The 22,110-nt window shown below is 51.0% G+C and carries 20 protein-coding genes and 1 tRNA gene; 8 read left to right on the top strand and 13 right to left on the bottom strand.

Features of this window, described 5'->3' with window-relative positions; genetic code table 11:
- The first annotated feature begins 55 nt into the window (after positions 1 to 55).
- Positions 56 to 1,102: a hypothetical protein gene (locus tag F7C11_RS02610; RefSeq protein WP_297090665.1), complete on the top strand. Its 1,047-nt coding sequence runs from the start codon at positions 56 to 58 to the stop codon at positions 1,100 to 1,102.
- A gap of 71 nt (positions 1,103 to 1,173) precedes the next feature.
- Positions 1,174 to 2,193 (top strand): M42 family metallopeptidase, encoded by a 1,020-nt coding sequence (locus F7C11_RS02605; protein WP_297090663.1) that lies wholly within the window; start codon positions 1,174 to 1,176, stop codon positions 2,191 to 2,193.
- A 62-nt stretch (positions 2,194 to 2,255) separates the two neighbouring features.
- Here the strand turns inward: F7C11_RS02605 and F7C11_RS02600 are convergent, their stop codons facing one another.
- The gene (locus F7C11_RS02600; RefSeq protein WP_297090661.1) at positions 2,256 to 4,631 is read right to left on the bottom strand and encodes an ABC transporter substrate-binding protein; all 2,376 of its coding nucleotides are present in this window, start codon (positions 4,629 to 4,631) and stop codon (positions 2,256 to 2,258) included.
- 192 nt (positions 4,632 to 4,823) lie between these two features.
- On the opposite strand from F7C11_RS02600, the gene F7C11_RS02595 reads away from it, so the two are divergent.
- Positions 4,824 to 6,080 (top strand): ATPase, encoded by a 1,257-nt coding sequence (locus F7C11_RS02595; RefSeq protein WP_297090659.1) that lies wholly within the window; start codon positions 4,824 to 4,826, stop codon positions 6,078 to 6,080.
- Here F7C11_RS02595 and F7C11_RS02590 read toward each other — a convergent pair whose 3' ends face one another.
- Genes F7C11_RS02590 through F7C11_RS02575 form a run of 4 tightly spaced genes read right to left on the bottom strand, consistent with a single transcriptional unit; the run spans position 6,081 to position 9,497 of the window.
- Positions 6,081 to 7,088 (bottom strand): SPFH domain-containing protein, encoded by a 1,008-nt coding sequence (locus F7C11_RS02590; RefSeq protein ID WP_297090769.1) that lies wholly within the window; start codon positions 7,086 to 7,088, stop codon positions 6,081 to 6,083.
- Between the two features lies 1 nt (position 7,089).
- A complete protein-coding gene (locus F7C11_RS02585) occupies positions 7,090 to 7,584 on the bottom strand; it encodes a hypothetical protein (protein ID WP_297090657.1) in 495 nt (164 codons plus the stop codon).
- A gap of 10 nt (positions 7,585 to 7,594) precedes the next feature.
- Entirely contained in the window at positions 7,595 to 8,491 is an 897-nt protein-coding gene (locus F7C11_RS02580) for a hypothetical protein (protein WP_297090655.1), read from the bottom strand.
- A gap of 4 nt (positions 8,492 to 8,495) precedes the next feature.
- Positions 8,496 to 9,497: a hypothetical protein gene (locus F7C11_RS02575; protein ID WP_297090767.1), complete on the bottom strand. Its 1,002-nt coding sequence runs from the start codon at positions 9,495 to 9,497 to the stop codon at positions 8,496 to 8,498.
- Between the two features lie 157 nt (positions 9,498 to 9,654).
- Between F7C11_RS02575 and F7C11_RS02570 the strand changes: the two genes are divergently transcribed.
- From F7C11_RS02570 to F7C11_RS02560, 3 genes are read left to right on the top strand one after another with little or no spacing between them, the layout of a single operon-like run.
- Entirely contained in the window at positions 9,655 to 10,026 is a 372-nt protein-coding gene (locus F7C11_RS02570) for a hypothetical protein (protein ID WP_297090653.1), read from the top strand.
- Positions 10,023 to 10,817, top strand: a complete 795-nt coding sequence (locus F7C11_RS02565; RefSeq protein WP_297090651.1) for a hypothetical protein — start codon at positions 10,023 to 10,025, stop codon at positions 10,815 to 10,817. Before F7C11_RS02570 ends, F7C11_RS02565 begins: the two co-directional genes overlap by 4 nt.
- Before the next feature lies 1 nt (position 10,818).
- Positions 10,819 to 11,592 (top strand): MBL fold metallo-hydrolase, encoded by a 774-nt coding sequence (locus F7C11_RS02560; RefSeq protein ID WP_297090650.1) that lies wholly within the window; start codon positions 10,819 to 10,821, stop codon positions 11,590 to 11,592.
- On the opposite strand, the gene F7C11_RS02555 is transcribed toward F7C11_RS02560, so the two are convergent.
- Positions 11,593 to 12,252: an HAD family hydrolase gene (locus F7C11_RS02555; RefSeq protein WP_297090765.1), complete on the bottom strand. Its 660-nt coding sequence runs from the start codon at positions 12,250 to 12,252 to the stop codon at positions 11,593 to 11,595. It abuts the gene before it with no gap.
- An 88-nt stretch (positions 12,253 to 12,340) separates the two neighbouring features.
- Positions 12,341 to 13,069, bottom strand: coding sequence for an L-serine kinase SerK (serK, locus tag F7C11_RS02550; protein WP_297090648.1), 729 nt, complete (start codon positions 13,067 to 13,069; stop codon positions 12,341 to 12,343).
- Positions 13,070 to 13,165: 96 nt separating this feature from the next.
- On the opposite strand from serK, the gene F7C11_RS02545 reads away from it, so the two are divergent.
- Positions 13,166 to 14,311: a DUF763 domain-containing protein gene (locus F7C11_RS02545; protein ID WP_297090646.1), complete on the top strand. Its 1,146-nt coding sequence runs from the start codon at positions 13,166 to 13,168 to the stop codon at positions 14,309 to 14,311.
- Between the two features lie 4 nt (positions 14,312 to 14,315).
- Here the strand turns inward: F7C11_RS02545 and F7C11_RS02540 are convergent, their stop codons facing one another.
- The 3 genes from F7C11_RS02540 to F7C11_RS02530 form a co-directional block, all read right to left on the bottom strand.
- A complete protein-coding gene (locus F7C11_RS02540) occupies positions 14,316 to 15,434 on the bottom strand; it encodes a Druantia anti-phage system protein DruA (RefSeq protein ID WP_297090644.1) in 1,119 nt (372 codons plus the stop codon).
- Positions 15,435 to 15,503: 69 nt separating this feature from the next.
- On the bottom strand, positions 15,504 to 17,300 hold the full coding sequence (locus F7C11_RS02535; RefSeq protein ID WP_297090763.1) for an ATP-binding protein: 1,797 nt from the start codon (positions 17,298 to 17,300) through the stop codon (positions 15,504 to 15,506).
- Positions 17,293 to 18,495: a DNA double-strand break repair nuclease NurA gene (locus F7C11_RS02530; protein ID WP_297090642.1), complete on the bottom strand. Its 1,203-nt coding sequence runs from the start codon at positions 18,493 to 18,495 to the stop codon at positions 17,293 to 17,295. The genes F7C11_RS02535 and F7C11_RS02530 overlap by 8 nt, the downstream gene beginning before the upstream one ends.
- Positions 18,496 to 18,550: 55 nt before the next feature.
- On the opposite strand from F7C11_RS02530, the gene F7C11_RS02525 reads away from it, so the two are divergent.
- Positions 18,551 to 19,654: a hypothetical protein gene (locus F7C11_RS02525; protein ID WP_297090640.1), complete on the top strand. Its 1,104-nt coding sequence runs from the start codon at positions 18,551 to 18,553 to the stop codon at positions 19,652 to 19,654.
- A gap of 2 nt (positions 19,655 to 19,656) precedes the next feature.
- Here the strand turns inward: F7C11_RS02525 and F7C11_RS02520 are convergent, their stop codons facing one another.
- The 3 genes from F7C11_RS02520 to F7C11_RS02510 form a co-directional block, all read right to left on the bottom strand.
- Positions 19,657 to 20,439 carry an ARMT1-like domain-containing protein gene (locus tag F7C11_RS02520; RefSeq protein ID WP_297090762.1) on the bottom strand — a complete coding sequence of 261 codons (783 nt, stop codon included), beginning with the start codon at positions 20,437 to 20,439 and terminating at the stop codon, positions 19,657 to 19,659.
- A gap of 527 nt (positions 20,440 to 20,966) precedes the next feature.
- Positions 20,967 to 21,043 (bottom strand) — tRNA-Val (locus F7C11_RS02515).
- Positions 21,044 to 21,081: 38 nt separating this feature from the next.
- Positions 21,082 to 22,110: tRNA-guanine transglycosylase (locus F7C11_RS02510; protein ID WP_297090639.1), on the bottom strand; the 1,029-nt coding region annotated here is incomplete at its 5' end.

The raw sequence follows: 22,110 nt of genomic DNA, 5'->3' as shown, positions 1-22,110 counted from the left end.
TTTCTTTTCTGACTTGGAGGAAACACCCAAACTCCATGTTGAGCACTGTCTGGGGGTGATAGTTTCAAATGCCGAACCCTGGGCGTACCACGACCTGGACATTAAACCAACGGAAGGACTCGGTTATTCCTTTCAGACTGGCTCGCTGTCTGGCGTGAACGCTGAGGTTTGGGCTGTAGTAATAGACGGGCCCGCCGACTTCGCCAAAACGAGCGCCAACTGGGAACCTTCCTCCCACGAGATTTCTGCTAATAACGTCGTCTTCCAAGTCGGAAAGAACGTCTACTACTTCGAGATCAGAGACAGCACCGTCTATATGGAGAGCGGAAAAGTAATCGGAGACCTCTTCGACTTTCTGAGACTTGACGACGACAAATACCTCGGCTGGGAGAACGGGGCCGTTCGTGTTTACACGCGCTCCCTCAACAAGTACAGAGAGAAAAAAGGAGTTCTGGCCTACGCGATGACGACCATAGACGGCAAACCCGCGATAGTGACGTCCCTTATGAAAAACCTCACCGTCACGACCTTTGTGAACGGCGAAGCCGAAAGTGAGGAGTACACCTTCGACTGCTCCATTCTCTCAATGCACCCGGCCTTTGGAGACGGAAGTGTGGCCGGTTTCTATATGGGGACCACCTGCGGGTTCTACTATGTCGATCAGAACTTAAACGTTTATGACTCGGGCCTTGAAGGGGTCTGGGAAATAATCTCAAATGACCAGGATGAAGTGGGAAGCGTCGTTATCTACTCAAGCGACTCCGACGAGGTGGTTACTGCCTACTACGACTGGAACGACGGGGTTGTTTACGTTAGCGAGCCCCTGGAGGTGGACGAAAAGCCCTCATCAGCCTCAGCAAGCTGGTTTTACCTTGCACTTGCCCAAGAAAATAGGGTCGAGGTCTACGAACTCGGCAGGGACAGTGCGTACCACTACGTCGGAACGATTACGTTCCCGGAGCCAATCTTGGACGTTAAGATCGTTCAGCCGGAGGAGGACACCCTAGAAATCGGGATCTCGTGGGAGAACGGCTTCGCCTACATAGTTGTCCCTGTCTCCGAGCTTGAGGGAGAGCACACCTTCAGCCTGGGTGGGGAGTAACGGAAATTTGCCCTCAACCCTCAAAGCGATGCCCTTTTTAACCCTTCGAACATTTTTTAAACGGTGATAACATGGAGCGTGTTGTTGAGATTCTCCGCGAAGTTCTTGAGATACCTTCGCCAACAGGCTACACAAAGGAAGTTCTCACACACATCGAGAAGAGGCTCAACAATGCCGGAATAAAGACCTACTACACCAACAAGGGGGCACTCATAGCAGGGAACCATCCTCAGCCGGAACTCGTAATAGCCGGTCACGTGGACACACTCGGGGCCATGGTCAAAGGGATCCTGCCGGACGGACATTTAAGCTTCACCCGTATCGGAGGCCTTCTCCTCCCGACGTTCGAGGGAGAGTACTGCACGATAATAACCCGGTCGGGGAAGAGGTTTAGGGGCACGCTCCTCCTCAAGAACCCCAGCGTCCACGTCAACAAGGAGGCCGGGAAGAAGGAAAGAAAGGAGGAAAACATGTACATAAGGCTTGATGCCGAAGTCGAGAAGAAGGAAGATACCGAGAAGCTCGGGATAAAGCCGGGCGACTTCATAGCCTTCGACCCAAAGTTTGAATATGTGAATGGGTTCGTCAAGGCGCACTTCCTTGACGACAAGGCGAGTGTTGCAGTTATGATCGACTTGCTACTCGACTTGGGGGCCGAGAACCTGGAGAGTCTCCCTGTGGCGTTCTTCTTCTCGCCCTACGAGGAGGTGGGGCACGGCGGCTCGGCCGGCTATCCGACGGGCATGAAGGAACTCCTGGTCGTCGACATGGGCGTCGTTGGGGACGGCGTCGCCGGAAAGGAGACGGCGGTTTCGATAGCGGCGAAGGACTCAAGCGGTCCGTACGACTACGAGATGACGACGAAACTCATCGAACTTGCCGAGAAGCACGAGATTCCCCACGTCGTGGACGTCTTCCCCTACTACGGCTCCGACGGGAGCGCCGCATTAAGGGCAGGCTGGGACGTTAGAGTTGCATTGATAGGCCCCGGTGTCCACGCGAGCCACGGCATGGAGAGGACGCACGTCAAAGGCCTCTTAGCGACGAAAGAGCTGATAAAGGCATACATCGAGGAGAAGTTCGGGGTTTGAGCTTTTTCCATTTTTGTGGAGCAAAAATGAAAACTGGAAGGTTGAAGAGTACTGCCCGGAAATTACTTCTTTTTGACCTTAAGGAACACTAGCGCCAGTATCAGCAGGGCGCCAAGGCCGAGGGCGTAGGGGAGCCAAGCATGGGAAAATCTGGCTACTACCACCAATTCCGAGTGGGTCGGGGAATCGGCCCAGGATGTCGGAGTCGGAGAGGGAGTGGTAGAGATTGGGGGAGCGATGGGGCTTGAGCCGTTGAAGGCCTTCAGCTCCATGAACAAATTCTCCGGGACGTTCTTCTCGATGTAGAAGGGGCCGTCGCTTATGACGGCGTTACCGAAGGTGTCTATCCACTCGATGAGCCTTGCGTAGCCCTCCTCCGGATCGCTCACGTCGTCTGCTATCGCAGATGGTACCGCTTTCTTCTCCATTAGATGTACCAGTACCTTCCTCAGGTCGGCAACGTGTTCCTTGGTCAGGAGGTTGAGGCACTCGATCTTTCCTTCGGCCTCGCCAAGGGAGTAGTTCTGATAGATTCCGTAGGCACTCCCATTCGCCACGAGCTCGCCCATCGCGTAGTAGAGCTCCCACGGGGACTTCGGGTAGAAGAGGTAGTCCTTTGCTGTCAGGTCGTCGGCGATTGGGTGGGCATAGCTACCGTAGACAACGTAACCGTCGTCTGTAAACTCGAAGCCCAGGACGTTTCCGAGCAAGCCCGCAACCCCTGAGAGGTCGTCCTCGTAGTACGGGTCGTCAGCGCCGTCCTTGTAGGCCCAGGTGTAGAGGAAGGCTATGTAGTACTTGATGTCTGTCTCTCTCATCCTAACGCCATTCTGCCACTCGCCGAGGTTGCAGCTTACCCTGACCCTGATGGCAGCCTTCTCGCCGGCGTGGGGGTTTATCCAGCCCCGGGTCTGGTTGTAGATGACGGCATCACCTGGAACAGTAAAGTTCCCCCGTTCAACGCTCCACCTGCACCGGTAGGGCGTGTACAGGCCGCTTTGATTGGTGTATCCTGCAGGATCGTGGAGGAGATCCCAGAGGTTGACTGGAAAAAGAGGGTATCTAGACTCCACCACAGGGTTGAACGGAAGGCAGAAGCCACCGCAGGTCGGGACAAAGTAGGCCACCCTCAGGACGCCGTCGGGTGTTTCCGCGCTCAGGAGGCTCCACCTGTTGAAGAGGCCAAGGCTTGGGTCCGCCTTTATTCCAGAAACCCTCTCTCTGTTGACCGGGGAGAACTCCCAGACCTTCGTGAGGAAAACCCTCGCGCTCTCCATTATCCCGATGCCCATCGATATCTTCTGGAGGTCCCAGTACTGCTCGGCGCTTCCGATGGTGTAGTTCTCGCTATCAGCCTCAAGGCTGGAGTGGACGAGCAGTTTCGTCAGCTCCTCCTCCGTCCAGCTGAGAATCCCTCCAAGCTCGGAGGCGCTTTTGTAGTACTCCGCCCCTATTGCCTGAAGCCCCGCATCGGCGTCGCCGTTGCCCAAGTACATAAGGAACTCCCCAACCGTGACAGTGTTCCTGTGCTTGGGTTCGTCCTTGCCCGGCAGGTAGCCGTACCATGCTGCATAGAACCAGGCGGTGTAGTCGTCGATCCAGAGGCTTGGAACATCGTTCTCGACTTTCCAGCCGCCGGTGTAGATGTTCCACTCGTATTCGCTTGGTGGGGTGGCGAAGACGACTTGGCCGGCCTTCTGCCTGTCCCACTCAAGGCGCTCGACCTTAAACCCAAAGTACTCCTCGATCAAATCTGCAACGTAGCGGCCGATTTGCCTCCTCTCGTCCTCGATGCGGATGACGAACTTAACGGTAACCGGCTCGCCGTCGAAGTACCACGTGCCGTTTACCCTTTCGAGGCTGTGGTTGTACACCGCGACTTTCTGGGCGGCCTTCTCCATGCCCTCACTGAAAAGCCGCATCGCCAAGCTGAGGTTTCCGGAATCCGTGAGGTTGAGGGTGTTATAGACCGGCCCGAAGTACTTGTTGGCCGGGTGGCTGGGCCCGATACACCCAAACATCGGGGTGGCGCCGCCTTTGTATATCTCCCGGGCGATGTACTCCCTGTCCACAAGGTAGTTCAGCGCGAAGCGGACTTCCCGAACCGCGAAGGGGTTGAAGTAGACCCTGTCGTCGACGGTAACCAACGGAGCGTCCTTGTCCGGGTCATGGTAGGTGTTGAAGGTCAGCTCGTTGTATGAAACTGTCCGGCTGTACAGATCGAGGCTTTTGAGAACGTCGTCGCTGAGACGCAGATAGTCCTCCATCGGCAGTGAGAAGAGTCCGATGTCGTACTGACCATTGGCGATCTGGCGAATAACCGCCTCGGGATTCTGGACGCCCTGGAACTCGATGACGGAGACTCCTGGATTAACAGCCCATACTGAGGGCATCACTAAGAGGAAGGCGAGGAGCAGAGTGAGGAAGAGCCTTTTCATACATGGACACCCGGGACGTTGTTTGCACCAGGCATTTCAACACCCAATGGCTGATTAGAACACCTGGAGATATGTATCTCGCGGCATTATATAAGCTTTACTACGGATGGGAAAAAGATAGGGTGTGACCCAATTAGCCTTAGCTTCATCCACCACGCAAACCTTAAATATATTCTCGTGAAAATTATTTCCATGAGAATAATTCGTAGGAAAATCGAGCTGAAGGCCCTAGACGGGTCTGGCTGGAAGATGCTCTACGGCAGGAGAAAGACCGGAAAAACCTTCCTCGTTCAGAAATTCCTCGATTATGACGAGTTTTTCTTTGTGGGGAGGGACGGCGTGGTTTACGACAGGATAAACGCGGGAACGATGACCAGTGCCGAGTTCATCAACCTGTTTCCCAGACTCTTGAAGGACGGGAGAATCGTGGTTGATGAGTTCCACCGCCTCCCAAGCAACTTCCTTGACCTCCTGCACGCGTACTCCGGGAGCGGGGAGGTTACCCTCATAACCTCGACCCTGTGGCTCGCAAAGAGAACCCTGCTCGGAAAGGGGAGTCCCCTGCTTGGGATTGTTACACCAGCTAAGATCGGCCTGATAGACGAGAGAGAAATCTTAGTGGAGCTTTCTAGGGAACTTGAAGGGAAGGAACTGGTTGAGGCGTCTACCTACCTTCGCGAGCCACTGCTAGTCCAGCCCTACAGGCCTCCCCTGCGGGAGTTCTTAACCGACTACCTATTCTCCGCGGCCCCGATGATAAAGGAGCTGATAGGTGAGGCCTTTACTGAGGAGGAAAAAGAGCTAACGGCGGTCTATGAGGCCGTTATGAAAGGGATTGCAAGTGGTAAGAGGACGAGCACAGAGCTTTCATCGCTCCTCTACTCAAGGGGCCTCATAGAAAAGGACAACCCGGGCGTTCTCCAGAGGTACCTCTCGATCCTGACGGACATGGGAATACTCAGGAAGCTCCCGGTGACGGGTAAGAGGAGAAAGAAGTTCTCCTACATGCATCTATCTCCTCTCCTTGACCTGCACTTCTATCTCGAGGCGAAGTACGCCTACACCGAGCTCGAAACGCCGAAGGAGTTCATAGAGCGGGCCGTTAGCGAGAAGGTTCCAAAGGCCGTAGAGGGTTTCGTTGAGTCCCTGCTCTCGAAAGTTTACGGGCTGAGGCAGATCAGGATAGAAATGCCCAAACTTGAGCTCGATATCGCCCTCCAGGGCTTTAAGAGGCTGGAGCTCGTTGGGGAGGTCAAGTGGAAGAACCGCGTTAGAAGGGAAGAGGTCAGAAAGATAGAGGACAAGCTCGGAAAATTCGACTGCAGGAGGGTTTTGGTTGTACCGTCCGAGGATGTTCTCGAAAAAACACCCCAAGGAGTCGAAGTTCTAACTCCCGAAAAGCTTCTAGAGCTGGCTAGGGAGAGTCTCAAAAATATAGAAGGGGGGTAATCACTCTATCTTTGCCCCGCACACCGGGCAGAACTTCGCCCCTTCGGGAACTATGTGGCCGTTGGGACAGCGTTTTATCTCGTGACCGCAGTAGGGGCAGAACCTGGCTCCGGGCGGAATCGGCTTGCCGCAGTAGGGACAGATTTCCTGCTGTGCCGCCGGAGCGGCCGGTTGGGCTGGCTGCTGTGGGTTCGGGTAGCCCGCAGGTGGAACGCCGCCACCAGAGTACGGCTGCGCCGGCTGTGTCGGTTGAGCAGGCTGCTGGAGGAGCTGGGGCATTATCACCATTCCAGTTCCAACGGCCGCTCCTTCACTCTTTCCAAGTTCAGCCGCCACCTGCTTTGCCGTGTCCATCTGCATCACGGCCTGAGCGTTGCCGGTCTGCATTATCCAGAAGAGCCTCTGGCGCCACTCGTCGGTCGTGTTTACGCCCTCGATTTTCACGTCCACCAGCTCAAGGCCGAGCCGCCTGAAGTCCTCCATCAGCTTGACCTTCACCTGAGTGCTCACCATGTCGAGGTTCTGGAAGAGGTCGACGATTGAGTAAGCGGATAGGTGCTTCATCATGCCCTCGTTGAAGTAGGCGCGAATGAACTTGGTGACGTCGCTGGTATCGTAGAGGCTCTGGCCTCCGACCACCTCAGTGATGAAGAGCACAGGGTCGGCAACCTTGAACCAGTAGACACCGTAGTACTTAACAGGGGCCAGTTCCCTCGTCTGCGTCTCTCCCCCGTAGCGCCCCTGGAACTGCTTCATGCTGACGAAGATCACCGTTGCCTTGAAGGGGCTGTTGCTTCCGCCAACGAGCTTGTAGAGGAGGGGAAGGTTCTGCGTTGTTAACGTGTGCCTCCCCGGTCCCAGGACGTCGTAGATTTTGCCGTCGCGCATGAAGACGGCAACTTCATACTCATGCACTATGAGCTGGGCACCCCACTTTATGACCTCGTTCGGGTACCTCCAGATTATCTCGTCTTCACCCGGGTTCACCCACTCGATTACCTGCACCATCTCACTCACCAGCCGCGAAGCTCATTCTTTCCTTCAAAACCTCCTCGAAGGAGTTGAGCTTGTCGTCGAGGTCGAGAACCGCCATGCCCAAGGCCTGTGGGTTCGCTATCTGGCCGTTTATAGCCTTGACGGCGTTGAGTATCTCCTCTGCCAGCTCTATCATCTTCGCATCGTACTCTATGAGCCTGTTGAGCTCCTTCTCCTTGAACTTCACCCTGTCGAAGTAGCCGCGGTAGCCTGCTTCAGCGTGTCTCACCCTGCTCTCAAGGGCCATCAGCTTCTTCCTCATCGTGTCGAGGGCCATGAGCTGCTGGCAGCTCACCATGGCACACCTCTGGATTGCCCTCTCCATCTCGCGCCTGGCCTGGGCGAGAGTGTCGGCGACCTTTCCGCGGATGAGTCTGTCGTCCTCCCTCAGGAGTTCCTTCTTTTTGTAGCCATGGAAGCCCGGAATCACGAGCTCAAGCTTTTCAACTATCGAAGTTTCCTTCCCCATAAACAACACCTCACATCGGTCTGAAGTACGTGTTACCCTTGTTGACCCTCATAACCTCGCTGACCTTCCTCCTCTTAACGGAGCCCTTCCGGAATATCCCGAACGCTCCGGCACCGGCAGGGATAAGCCCACCTATGAGGCCCCAGGCGCTCCCGTAGACCCCGGTGGCGATGATGCCAAAGACGAGCCCTGCCACGATGACGCCAATTCCGAGGGCGGTGGCTTTCTTCCTCGCGCTGCTCATCAGGGGGTATTCGCCCTGGATGACCCTTCCGTCGGTCCCGTCAACGTATCCCTCGAAGGACTCCCCTCCGTACTCGTAGTGGACCTCCCAGAGCGGGTAGTGGACGAGCCCCTGGTACTTGACCTCAATCTCGTAGTCCCCGAGGGACTTATCCTCCTCCATCGCCTCGCTCCTCAGGGCACTCTCCATCATGCTCCTGGCCATCGCTTCCGCTTCCTCCTTCGAAAGCTCGGGCTCGTAGTACTTCCCCTTCCCGACTATGGCCTCATCGAAGAAGCGTTTGCCCCTTATCGGGAACGGGTAGCCTTCAAGAAGCCCGCTGAAGGGGGATCCTGCTGGGATTCCGACGAAGCGTATCTCCTCTATGGTGGACCACCTCTTGCTCCTGCCGTGGAGATAGAAGAAGTACACCGGAACCCAGTGGAGCTGCTTCTTGGTAACCTTTGCCCCTGTTATGTCCGCCGGGGCACCGTACTGCCTTGACAGGAACTTGAGCAGAACACCGCCGGCATCTTTCCTCATCGACGGGAAGAAGTAGTGTTCTTCCCCGGCTTCCTCACCGGTGTGAACGTGGAAGGTCGTCCCGCAGTAGGGACAGGTGGCAACACTAACCGTATCGGGGACTTTAAACTTCGCCGAGCAGGTGGGACACTGAACTTCCATGCTCTCACCTCCTCAACGCAGCAAGGAATGAGCCGCTCCGCTCGAGCCTCTGGCCCTCCAGCACCATCGCCCCGAAGTAGCCGCTCATTCCGCCACCAAGGATTACCGCAAGCAGTGAAACAAGTAGAGAACCGTTGACGGCTCCGTAGGCGGCACCGGCTGCACCTATTATCGGACCGAGGACAACGCCGGCCATGTACTGGGCGCGTCTCCAGATGGGCATGGGTTCCGTGGCAGCAACGTCCCTTCCGTCCCAGCCGGCAAAGACCGTGTGGAATATCGAGTTCTCGACCTTGTAGTAGACCGTCCACATCGGGAGGAGGACGAGGGCGACGTTTTGAGGCTCGTCCGCCGTCACGTCAAAGCGGTCTATTCTGTCTGCTTTGGCCGAGTAGCGGCTCCTTACCACGTCTACAGCATCCTCGCGCATCACCATCTTCGCCTGTGTCTCGTCCATTTCCGTGTTGAGTATCTCAAGCTTTACCTTCCCCCACTGGTCCTCGTCAAGGTCAAGGAGCCTCTTTCCTTCCGGCCGGGCCTTAGAGTAGTGGTGTATGATGTCATCGACGCCGAAGCTTTTCACCTGCCTCCTTGCGGAGCCGATGAGGTTCAAAACCTCGTCAACGTAGTCGTGGTAGTGCCTCTCAACGGTGTGGCAGTGGGTTTCGCCCTCCGAGTCGGTGTGGCACTCCTCCTCGCGCACCATGTACTCGACGTCACCCCCGACGTGAACGCTGCCAACCCAGTAGGGGGCGTAGTGGCCTTCGATATCGACTATCTCAATCCTCTCCTTCATGCGCTTGAGGTCGAAGTCCCTCTCTACCCTGTTCCAGAAAGCCTTGGCTATGGCGTTTTTATCAATGGTCGGGACGATGTAGATGTTCTCCGTCTTTAGGTTGCCGCTTACATGGTTCGGAAAACCGCAGTAAGGACAGATAGCGACTATTGTCTCGGGAGAAACCTCAAGGGGGGCTCCACATCGTTCACATTTAAAACCGGCTTCCATAGACACCACTCTTATACTTAGGCGTCCTCTTAGTATTTAAGACTGACGCATTCGAAATTCAGAGTCTGAATGTTGATGTTCGAGACAAAAATCTGTGGAATATCTTCCCAAAACAAATCAGGTTTCGAAATTAGAACAGAAAGTTTAAAACTCAAATGTGCCTATTGGTAGTGGTATCCAGAATGTTGGATATTTAACAAGGGTGATAGATATGAATACAAGAGCCGCGTCTAACGGTTCAGGCCTTTACGTTTCCTGGGCCGTTAATCCCTTCGAACCGCTCTATAAAATATGGCCAGATATGGCCAGGATTGACAATGAGGATGCCGTTCCCCACCTGGTAGGTAATCTCAGGCTCTCATCAGGAGGAATCGTTGATTTTGAGGTTAGTGCAGTCGCCCACGAAAAACCCACCAGACTTTTGTTCCGGGATGGGAATGAAGTCCTGTTCATCCTGCCGATAAACGTTGGGGACGGGGTCGAAGGAGCCTACATAAAAATTCTCGAAATCCTGGAGGGAGTATTATGAAGCGAAAATCCACCCGGGTGGAGATAAACGCAGACGTCAGGACCATAAAGGAGATCCTAAACGATCCTGCCCAGTTCATCACAAACTGGCCGTATGTTGTGAAGGTAAACACCCGGGAAGGCATTGAGGCGGAGATAATGCTCCCAAGGTTCGTCTTCAAGTTCAGGGACACCTACAGATTCACATTCCATGAGGACTACAACAGCCACATATACGAGGGTGTTGGAAGGAAGAGCCATCTCACCGCGGTTGTGAGTCTCAAGGAATGGCAGAAAAACGTTAGCGCTGAAATCGAGCTGTCCTACAGCGGAAGGGGGGAATTCCTCCTCGGCAAAACGCTGGAGATACTGGCAGAGGGTATTTCAAAGGCCCTTAAGGATCTCGCGGAGAGCATGCATCCCCCGGCCGTCGATGTCCCAACGGTTGAAGCGGCCCTCAGTGTGGACTTTTCTGACCCAATGAGCGTGGCAAGTTTCCTGGCCAAGGCAAAGATGGTGCACAGCGGTCTTCACATAATAGGGGCAGGGAAACTTTTGGAGCTCGTGATGGAGCTCAGAGGAAACATCAGGGACGAAGTGCTTTACGTCTCCGGTATTACACAGGACGGCACAAAATCCTTCAAGCTTCTGCTCAGGAGAACTCAGCTTCTTGCCGTTGAGTACAGGGATTCTGAAGGAACCAAGACGGTCAAGGCAGATACTGAGTCCAGGATGAAGGAAGCTCTGGAGCTTGTTTCCAGAGTTGAGGGCACTTACATGGTCAATGTCTGGGTTCCGGTTGGAGGTGTTTGACATGATAAGAAACATGAACATATACCCCCTCTATGACGACGGGGATCACAAAGTTTACTGGCTCGGAATCGAGGAGGCCGAAGACGAGAAGGGTATTCTTACAAACCAGTATCTCGTCATAGACAGAAACGAGGCGGCTTTGATAGAACCCGGGGGATTCTTTGTGTTTTCAAGGGTTCTGAGGAACGTCTCCTCCGTCATCTCCCCCACGCAGATAAAATACCTCATGTACTCCCACCAGGATCCGGATGTGGTTGCGGGCTTAAACCTCTGGTTTGAATACGCCCCGCTTGCAAAGCTCGTTATCTCCGAGCTCTGGGTCAGGTTCATACCCCACATGGCGGTTCTAAGTGCTGGCAGGACGGTGGGAATACCTGACAGAGGAATGGAGTTCCAGCTTGGGGGCTCAACAATAAGGGCGATTCCCTCTCACTACCTCCACAGTCCGGGCAACTTCTCCTTCTACGACGAGAAGAGCGGGATACTCTTCAGCACTGACATAGGTGCCGCGGCGTTTCCCGAGGGTGAATGGTACCTCTTCGTTGAGGATTTTGAAGAGCACGTCAAACATATGGAAGGTTTCCACAGGAGGTACATGAGCTCAACGAAGGCACTTAGGGCATGGGTTCGCTCCGTTCGGAGGCTGAGTCCCAGGGTCATAGCCCCACAGCACGGGGCAATATTCCGGGATGAAAACGTTGGCAGGTTCCTAAACTGGCTGGAGGGCCTTGAGGTCGGCATAGATGTCTTTGAGAATGAGTTTTACGGGGAGTAATCATCTCTCCAGCATTTTTCTTACCAGTTCGACAAGCTCCCAGAGGTTATCCACGTAGTAGTCAGCACCATCGATTTTCCCGAAGCGCGTAACGTTGACCACCTTCATGCCCGCACGCTTTCCTGCCAGCACGTCGTGGTGGCTGTCGCCTACCATCATGGCCTCCCGGGATTTAAGACCGAGCGCCTTCAGGGCCTTTTCAACGAGGTATGGGCTTGGCTTGACGCCGTCGAGGTTTGAGTAGTCCTTCCCATAGACAACCTCGAAGTATTTCCCCAGATCAAAGAGGCTCAAAACGAACTCCGTGCACTCCTGAGAGGCGTTGCTCACCGCGGCGAGCTTCAAGCCCATCGCTTTCAGCTCTTCAAGGGCATCAACGTCAGGGAAGGGCCGTATCCTTCCCCGTTCGGCCATCCACCGGCGGTACTGGAGATTCACGCGGTCGACGATTTTCCAGAACTCCACGTGGTCTATCCCAAAGCGCTCGACGTAGCTCCGGGGCAGATCCCCCCTCACCGTCTTCCTGTAGGTCTCGTAGTCCAGCTCGATGCCGTGCTTTTTCAGCTCCGGAAGAACCCATCCCTCGTACCATTTCCTGTGGTCGTAGCCCTCGTAATAGACCAGGGTCTCGTCGACGTCGAATATCAATCCTTTGAGCATGCCTCGGCCTCCTGGACTGGTCATCACCCTTCAGCCGGTTGATCCTTCGTCATCGGCGTAGAAAGTAGGAAAAAGGAGTTAAAAACCTTCAGAACAGCTCCTCAAGCTTGACGTCGATCTTGTCCGGGTTAAAGGGCAGGACGTGCCTGGTGGTCTTTGGCGAATACACCTCGCCGCGCTTGACGAGCTCCATAACCTCCTCCTTGCTCGGTGCCTTCCTGATGAAGACGTAGTCGATCTCGCCCTTGCCCATGTCCTCCCTCGCATCTTCCTTGAGGCCGTAGTAGATGAGCTCGATTTTACCTTCAACGCTCATCTCGTCCAGAACCTTGCTGACCTTCTTCTGCTCCTCAAGGCCTCCGGGGATGGAGAAGCTCTTCTCGCCGACGAGGGCAAAGGCTATCTCGCCCCTCTCGGCCTTCTCCTCGGCCTCGGGGTCTTCAATCACCTCAAGTCCCTCGGCTTTGAGCCTCTCAAGAACCTCCTCAAGGTTCCCCTTGAAGGCCGGGTACCAGGTGTAAACCTTGACATCGTCGCTGAAGTAGTCAAGGATAACCGATGGAGCTCTCTTCGCGCCGAGCTTCTGTAAACCCGCCCAGCGGTGGTGACCGTCAACTATCAGGTACATGTCCTCACCGGGAACCTTGGCGAGGAGCATGGGCTTCCAGAAGATTCCACTACCGGTAACGCTCTCGATGAAGGCCTCAAGCTCCTTCTGGACGAGCTGCTCGTGGGGCTTCATCTTGTCGAGCTCGATAAAAACGTAGTCGACCTTAACCGTCGGAATGTCATACTTCGGAACCTTTTCAACTCCCATGAGCATACCTCCCGTGGGTTTACGATGGGGTAAACGTGCCGGGGGATAAAAAGCTTGTGGCAAAGGTTAAATCGTTTTAATATGAAGTGGACGATGATGAGGAACGTCGCTGATCTGCCCCTCCACGGTGGGCACGTCCCACCCTGGCTCGCCCAGAGGATGAGGAAGCTCACCCGGTTAGTGCTTATTCTGGCAGTTGAGGAGTATGGGACAAAGGGTCTCCTCGAAAGGCTCTCAGACCCGGTCTGGTTTCAGGCCTTCAACAACCTCATCGGGATGGACTGGGACTCTTCCGGCTCGACGACGGTGACGGCTGGCATAATAAAGGACGCCCTCTGGAGGGAGGAACTCGGAGTAAAAGCGGCCGGTGGGAAAGGAAAGAAGAGCCGAATGACTCCAGAGGAGCTGAAAACCATAGCGGAGCTCTACGAGCTCGACCCTGAGCCATACGTCAGAACCTCCCGGCTCGTTGCCAAGGTTGATACCGTTGCCCTCCAGACCGGCTACCAGCTCTACCACCACGTCTTTTTCCTTGATGAGGAGGGCAACTGGGCGGTAATACAGCAGGGCATGAACGAGAGGGAAAGGATGGCGAGGCGCTTCCACTGGTTTGATGCTGAAACCTTTACCCTCGACCCCCACAAGGCCATTGCAGGACTGAGGAGGGAGTTCGCCCTCAACACCGTCTCGAAGGACGCGAGAGAATACCAGAAGACGCTCCTCGACATCGTCCAGGAAAAGCCGGCGAAGATAGAGCGCGAGCTTGAGAGTTTGAAGGCGATGGCGAGGGGTTACCGCCCGCTGGTCTATTACAGGCCCCGCGAGCCCTGGGAGAAGGACCTGCTGAAGCGCTACGAGAGCCTCGGGAGGTTCGAGCTGAACAGGAAAGCTCTGGAATTTGCGAAGGAGCTCAGCATTTCGAACTACGAGGAATTTCTGCTCCTTAAAGGCCTCGGGCCGAGCACTCTGCGTGCTCTCTCGCTCGTCCTGGAGCTGGTTTACGACGTCCATCCGAGCTGGAGGGACCCGGTAACGCACTCGCCTGACCCTTTCAAGTTCACCTACGCCGTCGGCGGTAAAGACAGGGTTCCCTTCCCGATAGACAAGCCCGCCTACGACGAACTGATTTCCTTCCTTGAGGAGCTCGTATCAAAGCACCCTGAGGAAAAGGCCCTTGTGAGGAACGTCACTAAGATAACGAAGAACTGGAAGTTCCCGGAGGGGGAGAAGAGGGCGACGTAACCAGTTACATGAATGGATAATCTGCACGTTTGAGAATGTCATTTAGATTGTCTTTTATCACATGGGTCTTTATTTTGGGTGACAAGTAATTCTCCATCCATTCCTGATACAATTCCTTGAATTTAATAGACTTCCATCTTGGTGCTTCATTACTGGAGATAATCTCCCTCAGGTTATATACATGAGGAAAGATATAGACCCCTCTTTTGATGTTATGATATTCAAAACCGGGTAATCCGATTATCCTAAACGCCTTCGCCAGCAACTTCATTTTACGAGAGGGACTAACAAAAACTGATTTTTTTACGTTTTCTCCCAGTAAGCGAAGTAATTCTTGGTACATACTATCACTAATATGAAAAGTTCCAGCTCCCCTGCTATACCCTGCAAAAACGCTGAGAGGCTCCCCCTTGAAGTACAAGTCCTCATAAATCTTACTACGGCCGTAAGCACTGAGTGTATATGTGAAAAGAAGATTCGATGGCAGCACACGTTTTTGTTTTAATGTTTTTCTCCCATGGTACTTTCTGTGGTATTCCTCTCGTATCTCTGCCGAAACAAGAGACATTGAGACTAGCTTCCCACCGAATATTCGATTATAGGGGGGTAGAGCACCTACTCTTTGACCATATAGTGATTGATTAATCCAGTAATCCCTTTTTTCCTTTGTTATCCCAAGATACTCATCTCTAGCCCGACAATACATGACTGGACTTTGTAGAACAACTAATCCAAAAGGCAAGTTATGATATTTATCGAATACTAAGTAGCTAATCTTTCGTCCAATAGATCTCTCATATGGAAGACTCCACCACACTAAATTCCACCACTTGAACAAAATGTAGTTATCATCTTGCTTACTTGCATCCACAAAGCGCAGTTCTAATTTAATATCCTCAATGCTGATCTCGACTTCTTTATAATACTCCCTAATTAGAGGAAAGTTATGTTCTAAGAACTTTCTATTTGCTTGAAGTTGTTCTAATCGCCTTTTACTATGTAATGCTCTTAAGAATTCCTTTGAGCTTTTTGAGGGTTTTAGATGGGGATTTACTGAGAATCCTATGTCTTGAAAGTATTGTAATAGCCGTTGTCTAACGACTTCGATGTCTTCAGTATTCATTTTATCACCTAATCCCCGTATTAAAAACAAAATCCCAGTTCCGCATCAGTTCAATAATGGCTCTGTGTACTAAGTGTGTGTGTTTAAATTATTTACTTCTAGGAACTCCCTAGTATAGTCTAAAGCAGTTATGAAAAGTGGGGATCCTGAGACCGAAAGTGGAGATACTGGGCCAAAGACCATAAATGGGTACTCTCTTTCGCCTAAAACCGCTGAGCTCTGTGGATCTTTAAATGCCTGATATAATGCGAGGTAATTATTGCCCATCCCTCCACCAACCAGCTCTTTGAGAGTTCTTAACTCAGAGCCCCAAGATAACCCATATCCAAAGAAATACACTCTCATTTGATTTATGAGTTCTGGGTGCAAACTTGCTATAGTTTGACTTATAAACATCCATCCAAGACCATATTTTCTTGTTGTTCTAACTGCATCAACAAAATTCATTCTTAATGCTTCCATTTCTTCATCTTCCTGCTTTTCCCTAGGTGCAAATCTATGGGCCTCATCTACAACTACCAACGTGTTGATATGCTTGCCCTGCTTGAATTGCATATTACCTTGGTGTTGTAATTCAGAGATAATATCATTCAATATTAGAGCTTGGACTTTCTCATTCCAAAAGATGTCCTCTGCACCTTGTTCGGAAAGATCAATAAATACAATTGCCTTTTCTTCGAGAGTCTTTTGTATCAATTCATCAATGGAAACCCTACCTGATTCTTTTGAAAATAGTAATGCTATCTTTTTCCATTCTTGGTATAGTTCATCATATCTGGTCTCAATGGCTGTCCTAACACGCTCTTGATATGACTCCCCGACATAGATTCTACGGATTATGTCGTCTCTCTGAACAAACTCCATGACTTGATCAAAGACGTCTTTAAGATATGCAACATCCAACGAGGGGATCCTTCTTTCTCGGAACTCTGGAAGTGTTCTTTGGTATCTTCCATGCCTCCATTTTGTAGGATTCAACAGAAAACTCACAATTAGATCAGCAGCGATTTCTTGGTTTTCTGTAGCTCTTACACCCATTTTATCAAGAAATCCAGATAGAACCAGCATTTTCTTAAGGGTTTCTGAGTTGGTCAGTGAGATCCCCGTTATTGAATGTAGGTATATGTTTCTTCCCAGTTTCTCTTGAAGAACTTTCTTTAGAATCCCGTTATTGGATATTTCCCGCGAAAATTCTCCTTGTGGGTCAAGGACTACAATAGACATTTCTGGATGTCTAGCGTATGCAACAATCACCATGCGGGCAAGATATGATTTTCCAGAACCAGTTTTACCAAAGATCCCGATATGATACGCCTCGCCTAATCCTCTACCATCCTCACTCTTCCCAAAGTGCTTGAAAATCATTGGAAGCAGGATATTGGTATTATATATCCTCCCGATATAGAAGACCTCGCTCTTGTGGGGTTCCATAAGCGAGTCCAATACTGTTTGAGTTAGAAGATATACTGGAGTGCCAGTAGGAGGGACTGAAGCCATCCTACTGGGAATTACTAACTCGTCATCATTAATGGAATATACAGCACTTATCCCAATTTCTATTTGCCTTGTATCCTGTTTGGCTGTTAGAGGATTAGCTTCACCTCTTACGCTTATAATCTTTTTAATTGGATGTCTCTCTATGTGGGGATTTCTAAGCTGTATTGAGGTTATCTGCCCTATGGCATACGTCTGCAGATTATCCTGAAGAAAGGATACCAAACAAGGATACCCAACAATTCCTTTATCATATGCAGTCTCTAATAGTTCCACGTTCAGTGTCAAATTGGTGGAAGGAGACACTACTATCCCAATTCGCTCAGAGGAAGCAATACCCTCTTCAATTTTTACTCTTATCCCCTCAGTCATAACCACCCACACTCCGATATTCATGCATTGAGAGAAGGACACTTATCGGATCAACATCTTCCATAACTGCGAGATCAGAGAGAACAATATCTTTCACTTGAGATAAAGCTCCACCCAAATGTTTAACAAACAAATCTGCAAGGTAGAGAGGGTATGGTTCTATAATTCCCGGAAACTTTGCCTGATCTTGTAATGCCTTGATTGCCATGGCTAATCTTGCAGGATTTCTAGCCACGGATTTAGGTATTTCAACCCTAAGCGCAGGTTGGGAAGAAGAGGGTTTATAGTATACCACATACAAGTTGTCTAGTGCCGAGATAATCTTGCGATAATACTCTTCAGCAATATTTGCACCAACTATCTCTTTAATTTTCCCTTTCCCACTAATGTGCCATTTACCCTCTTCCTGTCGTTTTACAAGGGGGATAGGACCAACAATTTCTTCGGACTTCATTATAACTGAAAGAAGGGCTTTATCATTGTACTTTCCTTGGATGTCTTTAAATAATTCTTCGTGTTCACTGGAAAGGAAAGTTATAATTTCGTCACGACTACTGTATTTAGGTACTCCTGCAAACACTTGATCTCCCTTAGGAGAGGTGATTACTTTGAGATAATTTCTCAGAGTTTGTTCTGCTCGTCTTTTGAATTCATCGTTTAACGAGATAGGAACCTCCTCGCTATCGAGTTTTGAGAATGTCATGCCAATTTTAATTAGATGTGTAGTAAGTGAACCATCAATTAAAACAACATTGTGCGGAGCGTTGGATGCGAGTTCCAATTCATAAGAGAACATCAATCCTCCCGCAATAGTAGGAGTGTCTGCTTTGTGTTCCACAGGAACTATCTTTGAAATATGATGTGGTTGCTTCCATAATCTTTTTTCGTATGGGGGAAGACCTTCCACAGCAACTGCTGCAATGCCTACAACGTCTACAGCAATCTGCCGGCTAATAGCGTATGCTCCGTCAACTCCACATACAGTAGGATCAATTCCTCTATACTCCAAAATGTCCCCACTGCTCTTTAGTAACTCTTTCTGTTCAAGAGCGTGCCTCATCTTTCCTTTTAATTTCTGAAGATGTTTCAAATACGAGTCTACTGCTGGAAAAACTGTAGTGCTATATTGACTAATCATATCATCAACCATAGCTTCGGGAAGGAAATCTAAGGGACTCTCATTATTTACCGCCATTACATTTTATCTAACAACACAAAATTAATAAAGTTTTCTGAGATAATAAAAACTGGTGAGATCCATGAATGTGGACATAGTACTATTCTCTTCGAACTATCGCCCTGAATATATGCAGGATAACTTGAGAATACTTGCTTATCCATCAGGACACATTATGCACTATAGGTACAGAACTAAATGGGTAGATAAAGCTCTACTCAGTGACCTAGAAAATGAGGACAAGAGAAAGGGATTGAGGGGAAAAGACGTTCTGATAATCACTATCGGGAATAGTATGCCATCATCCAATAGGAACTCTTGGCAGTTTTATCCCATACGAAAAGGGAGTATAGTAGATATTTACGAGAAAAATGGCGTAGTCCATGTGTATTTCCAATTGTCTGACAAGCTAGTGGGTTATGATATTAACACTCAGATCAATCTCACAAGTAATCTCAGGTCATCTTTTTCAAGCTATGCAACATATTTTACGTCTCTTAGCAAAGTCGTCCAAAATATTATTAGTACCAATCTTGAAGAGAAACCCTTGGAAGAGCAATGGGACCAGCTTGTAGACATACTTTCCAATGACCCCGATTTCAGAGAGGTTTTATTCTATAGGTTCGAGATATTATCTACTCATAACCAAGAGACTCAAATCATCAAACCTACTATCCATGATCGTATATCCCTCAAAAGTGAGTATAAAGTTTCTTGTTCAGAGGAGTATATTCTGAAAATATATATACGGGAGAATGCTAACACGACCATAAAATCTGACAGTAAGCTAATAGTAGAAAGCACGACTTCAAATATAATAATCATGCCATCCAAGATACCAATCTGGCTCATTGCAGATGAAAAGAATATATTACTTAAGATCCGTACTTGTGCTAAATACAATCTGGCTCAGATAATCATAAAGGGAGATAATATCGTCACGGCATATATAGATGATATCTTCTTGCATTTACAACCAAAATTGTTCAATAGAGAAGAACTTTTATTGACAATGTTTGCTGTGGGTTTATTATTAAGTTCCGGAGCAATTGGGATATTTGCTCAAGTATTCCCTCTTTCATTAAAACTAGGAGCATGGACAGCATTTGTATTAACACTCTTTGGAATACTATTATCCACAATAGCCATTGCCAAGTTATCCTCCCAGAATAGTTAATGTTATCTTATCTCCTTTTTTAGAATGTCATTAAACTGAAAACTGAGAGTCTCGAAGTTGCCCTGTCCCTTTGCTATTATCACGTCGACCCTCTCGAAAACTTCCTTAAACTCCTCCGAGACCCGATCGAGGGGAACGCCGACTATCCTTGTCCCCGTCGAGATTATTCTGGCGAATTCGCCGAAGCCAGCCCTCTCAAGGTCTTTAACCGTTGCGTCGTTGATTATTGGGCCGTCTTTAGCCGCAACGTAGACTTCTATGTGCGGGAAGGCATCTTTCAGCTTTCTTATGAAGAGCCTGTCAAAGTAAATCTCGCCGCAGTTGTCCGTGAGGTAGAGGAGGGTCTTAGCTTTCCCCAGCCTATCGAAGAGCTCATCGGAGTGGTCAACGTAGAGCTCCTCGCCGAGCATCGCCTTAACGTCCTCCTCGATCCTCTCCGGGGAGTATCCGACGGCAAAGTCTATCACGTTGCCGATTATGGCGAGCTTTAGTGCAGTCTTCAGGTCTATCTCCTCCTCCACAAGGTCGGAGACTATCTTTTCGGCGAGCCTGTTTGAGAGCTCCTTGTATTTCCTGAACGGGTCGTCGTTGCCTATGACTCTGTAAACGCCTAGGAAAACCTCGCTACCGAAAACAGCGGGGATTGAATCCTCGTTTATCCTTGCCATGAACTTTGCCGCCTCGATGACGCCCCTCTTTCTAAGCCCTAAGTCGTCCGTGCCCATCTCGACGATTTTTTGACACTGGTTGGCGGCACAGGCAAAGCACTCGTAGTGTATCTTCATGCTCACCACCTAAAGATGAAAGGTTTTCGGGCTTTTTAACATCACTGGCAGAGTTAAGGAAGAGCCACTCCAAGGGGTTTGAGAGTACGGGAAGCTTTGCAGTGTAAAGTCCATCAAAGTTTGTGGTTCTTGATGAGTTTGCTGGTTAAGGAGAGTCGATCAAACTCAACGGGACTACCGGCCGTGCGTTGGAGCAAAGCTCCAACGTCGCTCAAGCAAAAGTTACTGGGGGTGTGGGGGCGGTAGCCCCCAGCAACCTTTGCTTTCGCAAAGCTTGACCAAATGGTTCTGACTCCCTTTAATCGCCTTGGAGCAGTTCGTACGTGCTTTGTAATGGGGGAGGCTTTTAGTGGCTTTCCGGGGTAGGGGGCTGATATCTGCTGGGTTTCTCTCCCTGCGCCCTCCGGGCGCTGTTAAAAGTAAAACCCTCTCTAAAAACGTCAGTTTGAGTGTGAAACCACCGGAAGTAAAGCACATGAAAAGCACGTACGGACTTTGATGAAACTTTGCGAAGGCAAAGTTTCTTATGGTGGGCCCGCGGGGGTTCGAACCCCGGACCTCCACCTTGTAAGGGTGGCGTCATAACCATCTAGACCACGGGCCCGCCCGAAATAGGAGAAGGGAGGGGAGTTATAAAATTTTCTACTTCCCAACGCCCCTCCTGACCTTCACGGCCAGGCCATTTTGGAAGACCCTGAGTTCCTCGCCGTTGAGCAGGGTCTGGCCGGTAGCCAGCAGCTCGTCCCTCTCGTTCACGACCAGAACCTCGTCGTAGGGTCTTATCTCCGGGTCGGCATCGACCACGAACTTGGCAAAGACGTTCTTTCCGCGCTTCGCGAAGGGCTCGGCATCCTCGTTGACCACCACGCGCATCCTCGGGAACGGCAGAACCTTGTGGAGCCTCTTTGCCCCCTCTATCCCGAGCGTTAGGAGGCCGTCTTCGGCCCTGAAGGTCGCGAGGTGCCTGCCCTTCGCCTTTATCTGCCGCGGCATGCCGGTCTTCCTGGAGAGCTCGACGAATGCGTCTCTAAAGGCATCACCCGCACCTTCACCGAACTGGTACTCCGCTATGGCCATGATGTAGTTCCTCGCCTCCCTCCTGGCAGGCCTGGTTATAGAGAAGTCCTCCTCGCCTTCGCTCTGGGCGAATGGATAGCTCAGGCTGAGGTACTTCGGAATCTCGCCGAATATAGGGTGTTCTACCGTCTCGGAAAACTTGCTCTTAACGCGCTCGGCCCTCTCCTTAGCACGCTGAACGATCGGCCAGCTCATCGCTTCCTCGCTGACCTTGAAGAAGGCGCTCGCCTTGGTTACGGGCTCGTTCTTCTCAAGGTACTCCCTGTACTCCAGCAACCTCTTGTAGGCGGCGAACATCTTCGGGTGGGAGCGAGCCCTCTCATCGACGAGCTCCCAGAGGGTCCCCTCCTTTATCGCCTGCTTGACACGGTTGAGCTCCTCGCGAATGACCCAGAGGTTGTGGAGAGCTAAAAGCCTCGCCCGCTCCTCCTTCGGCATTTCATGGAGTTCCTGCGGGGTGTAGCGGCTGCAAACGGGACAGGAACAGGGGAAGTAGTCGAGCTCCTCCAGGCGTTTCGTCCCCTCGGGTGTTAGATAGCGGTCGTCCTTTGCGTAGAGGGCGTAGCTGGCTGAGTCAAAGAGGTCTATCCCCAT

The sequence above is a fragment of the Thermococcus sp. genome, assembly GCF_015521605.1.
GTDB lineage: Archaea > Methanobacteriota_B > Thermococci > Thermococcales > Thermococcaceae > Thermococcus.
This window is presented reverse-complemented; position numbering and strand designations above follow the sequence as displayed.

Coding starts and splice junctions, on each gene's coding strand:
- F7C11_RS02605 (WP_297090663.1), top strand. CDS start 1,174: ATGGAGCGTGTTGTTGAGATTCTCCGCGAAGTTCTTGAGATACCTTCG.
- F7C11_RS02600 (WP_297090661.1), bottom strand. CDS start 4,631: ATGAAAAGGCTCTTCCTCACTCTGCTCCTCGCCTTCCTCTTAGTGATG.
- F7C11_RS02595 (WP_297090659.1), top strand. CDS start 4,824: ATGAGAATAATTCGTAGGAAAATCGAGCTGAAGGCCCTAGACGGGTCT.
- F7C11_RS02590 (WP_297090769.1), bottom strand. CDS start 7,088: ATGGTGCAGGTAATCGAGTGGGTGAACCCGGGTGAAGACGAGATAATC.
- F7C11_RS02585 (WP_297090657.1), bottom strand. CDS start 7,584: ATGGGGAAGGAAACTTCGATAGTTGAAAAGCTTGAGCTCGTGATTCCG.
- F7C11_RS02580 (WP_297090655.1), bottom strand. CDS start 8,491: ATGGAAGTTCAGTGTCCCACCTGCTCGGCGAAGTTTAAAGTCCCCGAT.
- F7C11_RS02575 (WP_297090767.1), bottom strand. CDS start 9,497: ATGGAAGCCGGTTTTAAATGTGAACGATGTGGAGCCCCCCTTGAGGTT.
- F7C11_RS02565 (WP_297090651.1), top strand. CDS start 10,023: ATGAAGCGAAAATCCACCCGGGTGGAGATAAACGCAGACGTCAGGACC.
- F7C11_RS02560 (WP_297090650.1), top strand. CDS start 10,819: ATGATAAGAAACATGAACATATACCCCCTCTATGACGACGGGGATCAC.
- F7C11_RS02555 (WP_297090765.1), bottom strand. CDS start 12,252: ATGCTCAAAGGATTGATATTCGACGTCGACGAGACCCTGGTCTATTAC.
- serK (WP_297090648.1), bottom strand. CDS start 13,069: ATGGGAGTTGAAAAGGTTCCGAAGTATGACATTCCGACGGTTAAGGTC.
- F7C11_RS02545 (WP_297090646.1), top strand. CDS start 13,166: ATGAGGAACGTCGCTGATCTGCCCCTCCACGGTGGGCACGTCCCACCC.
- F7C11_RS02540 (WP_297090644.1), bottom strand. CDS start 15,434: ATGAATACTGAAGACATCGAAGTCGTTAGACAACGGCTATTACAATAC.
- F7C11_RS02535 (WP_297090763.1), bottom strand. CDS start 17,300: ATGACTGAGGGGATAAGAGTAAAAATTGAAGAGGGTATTGCTTCCTCT.
- F7C11_RS02530 (WP_297090642.1), bottom strand. CDS start 18,495: ATGGCGGTAAATAATGAGAGTCCCTTAGATTTCCTTCCCGAAGCTATG.
- F7C11_RS02520 (WP_297090762.1), bottom strand. CDS start 20,439: ATGAAGATACACTACGAGTGCTTTGCCTGTGCCGCCAACCAGTGTCAA.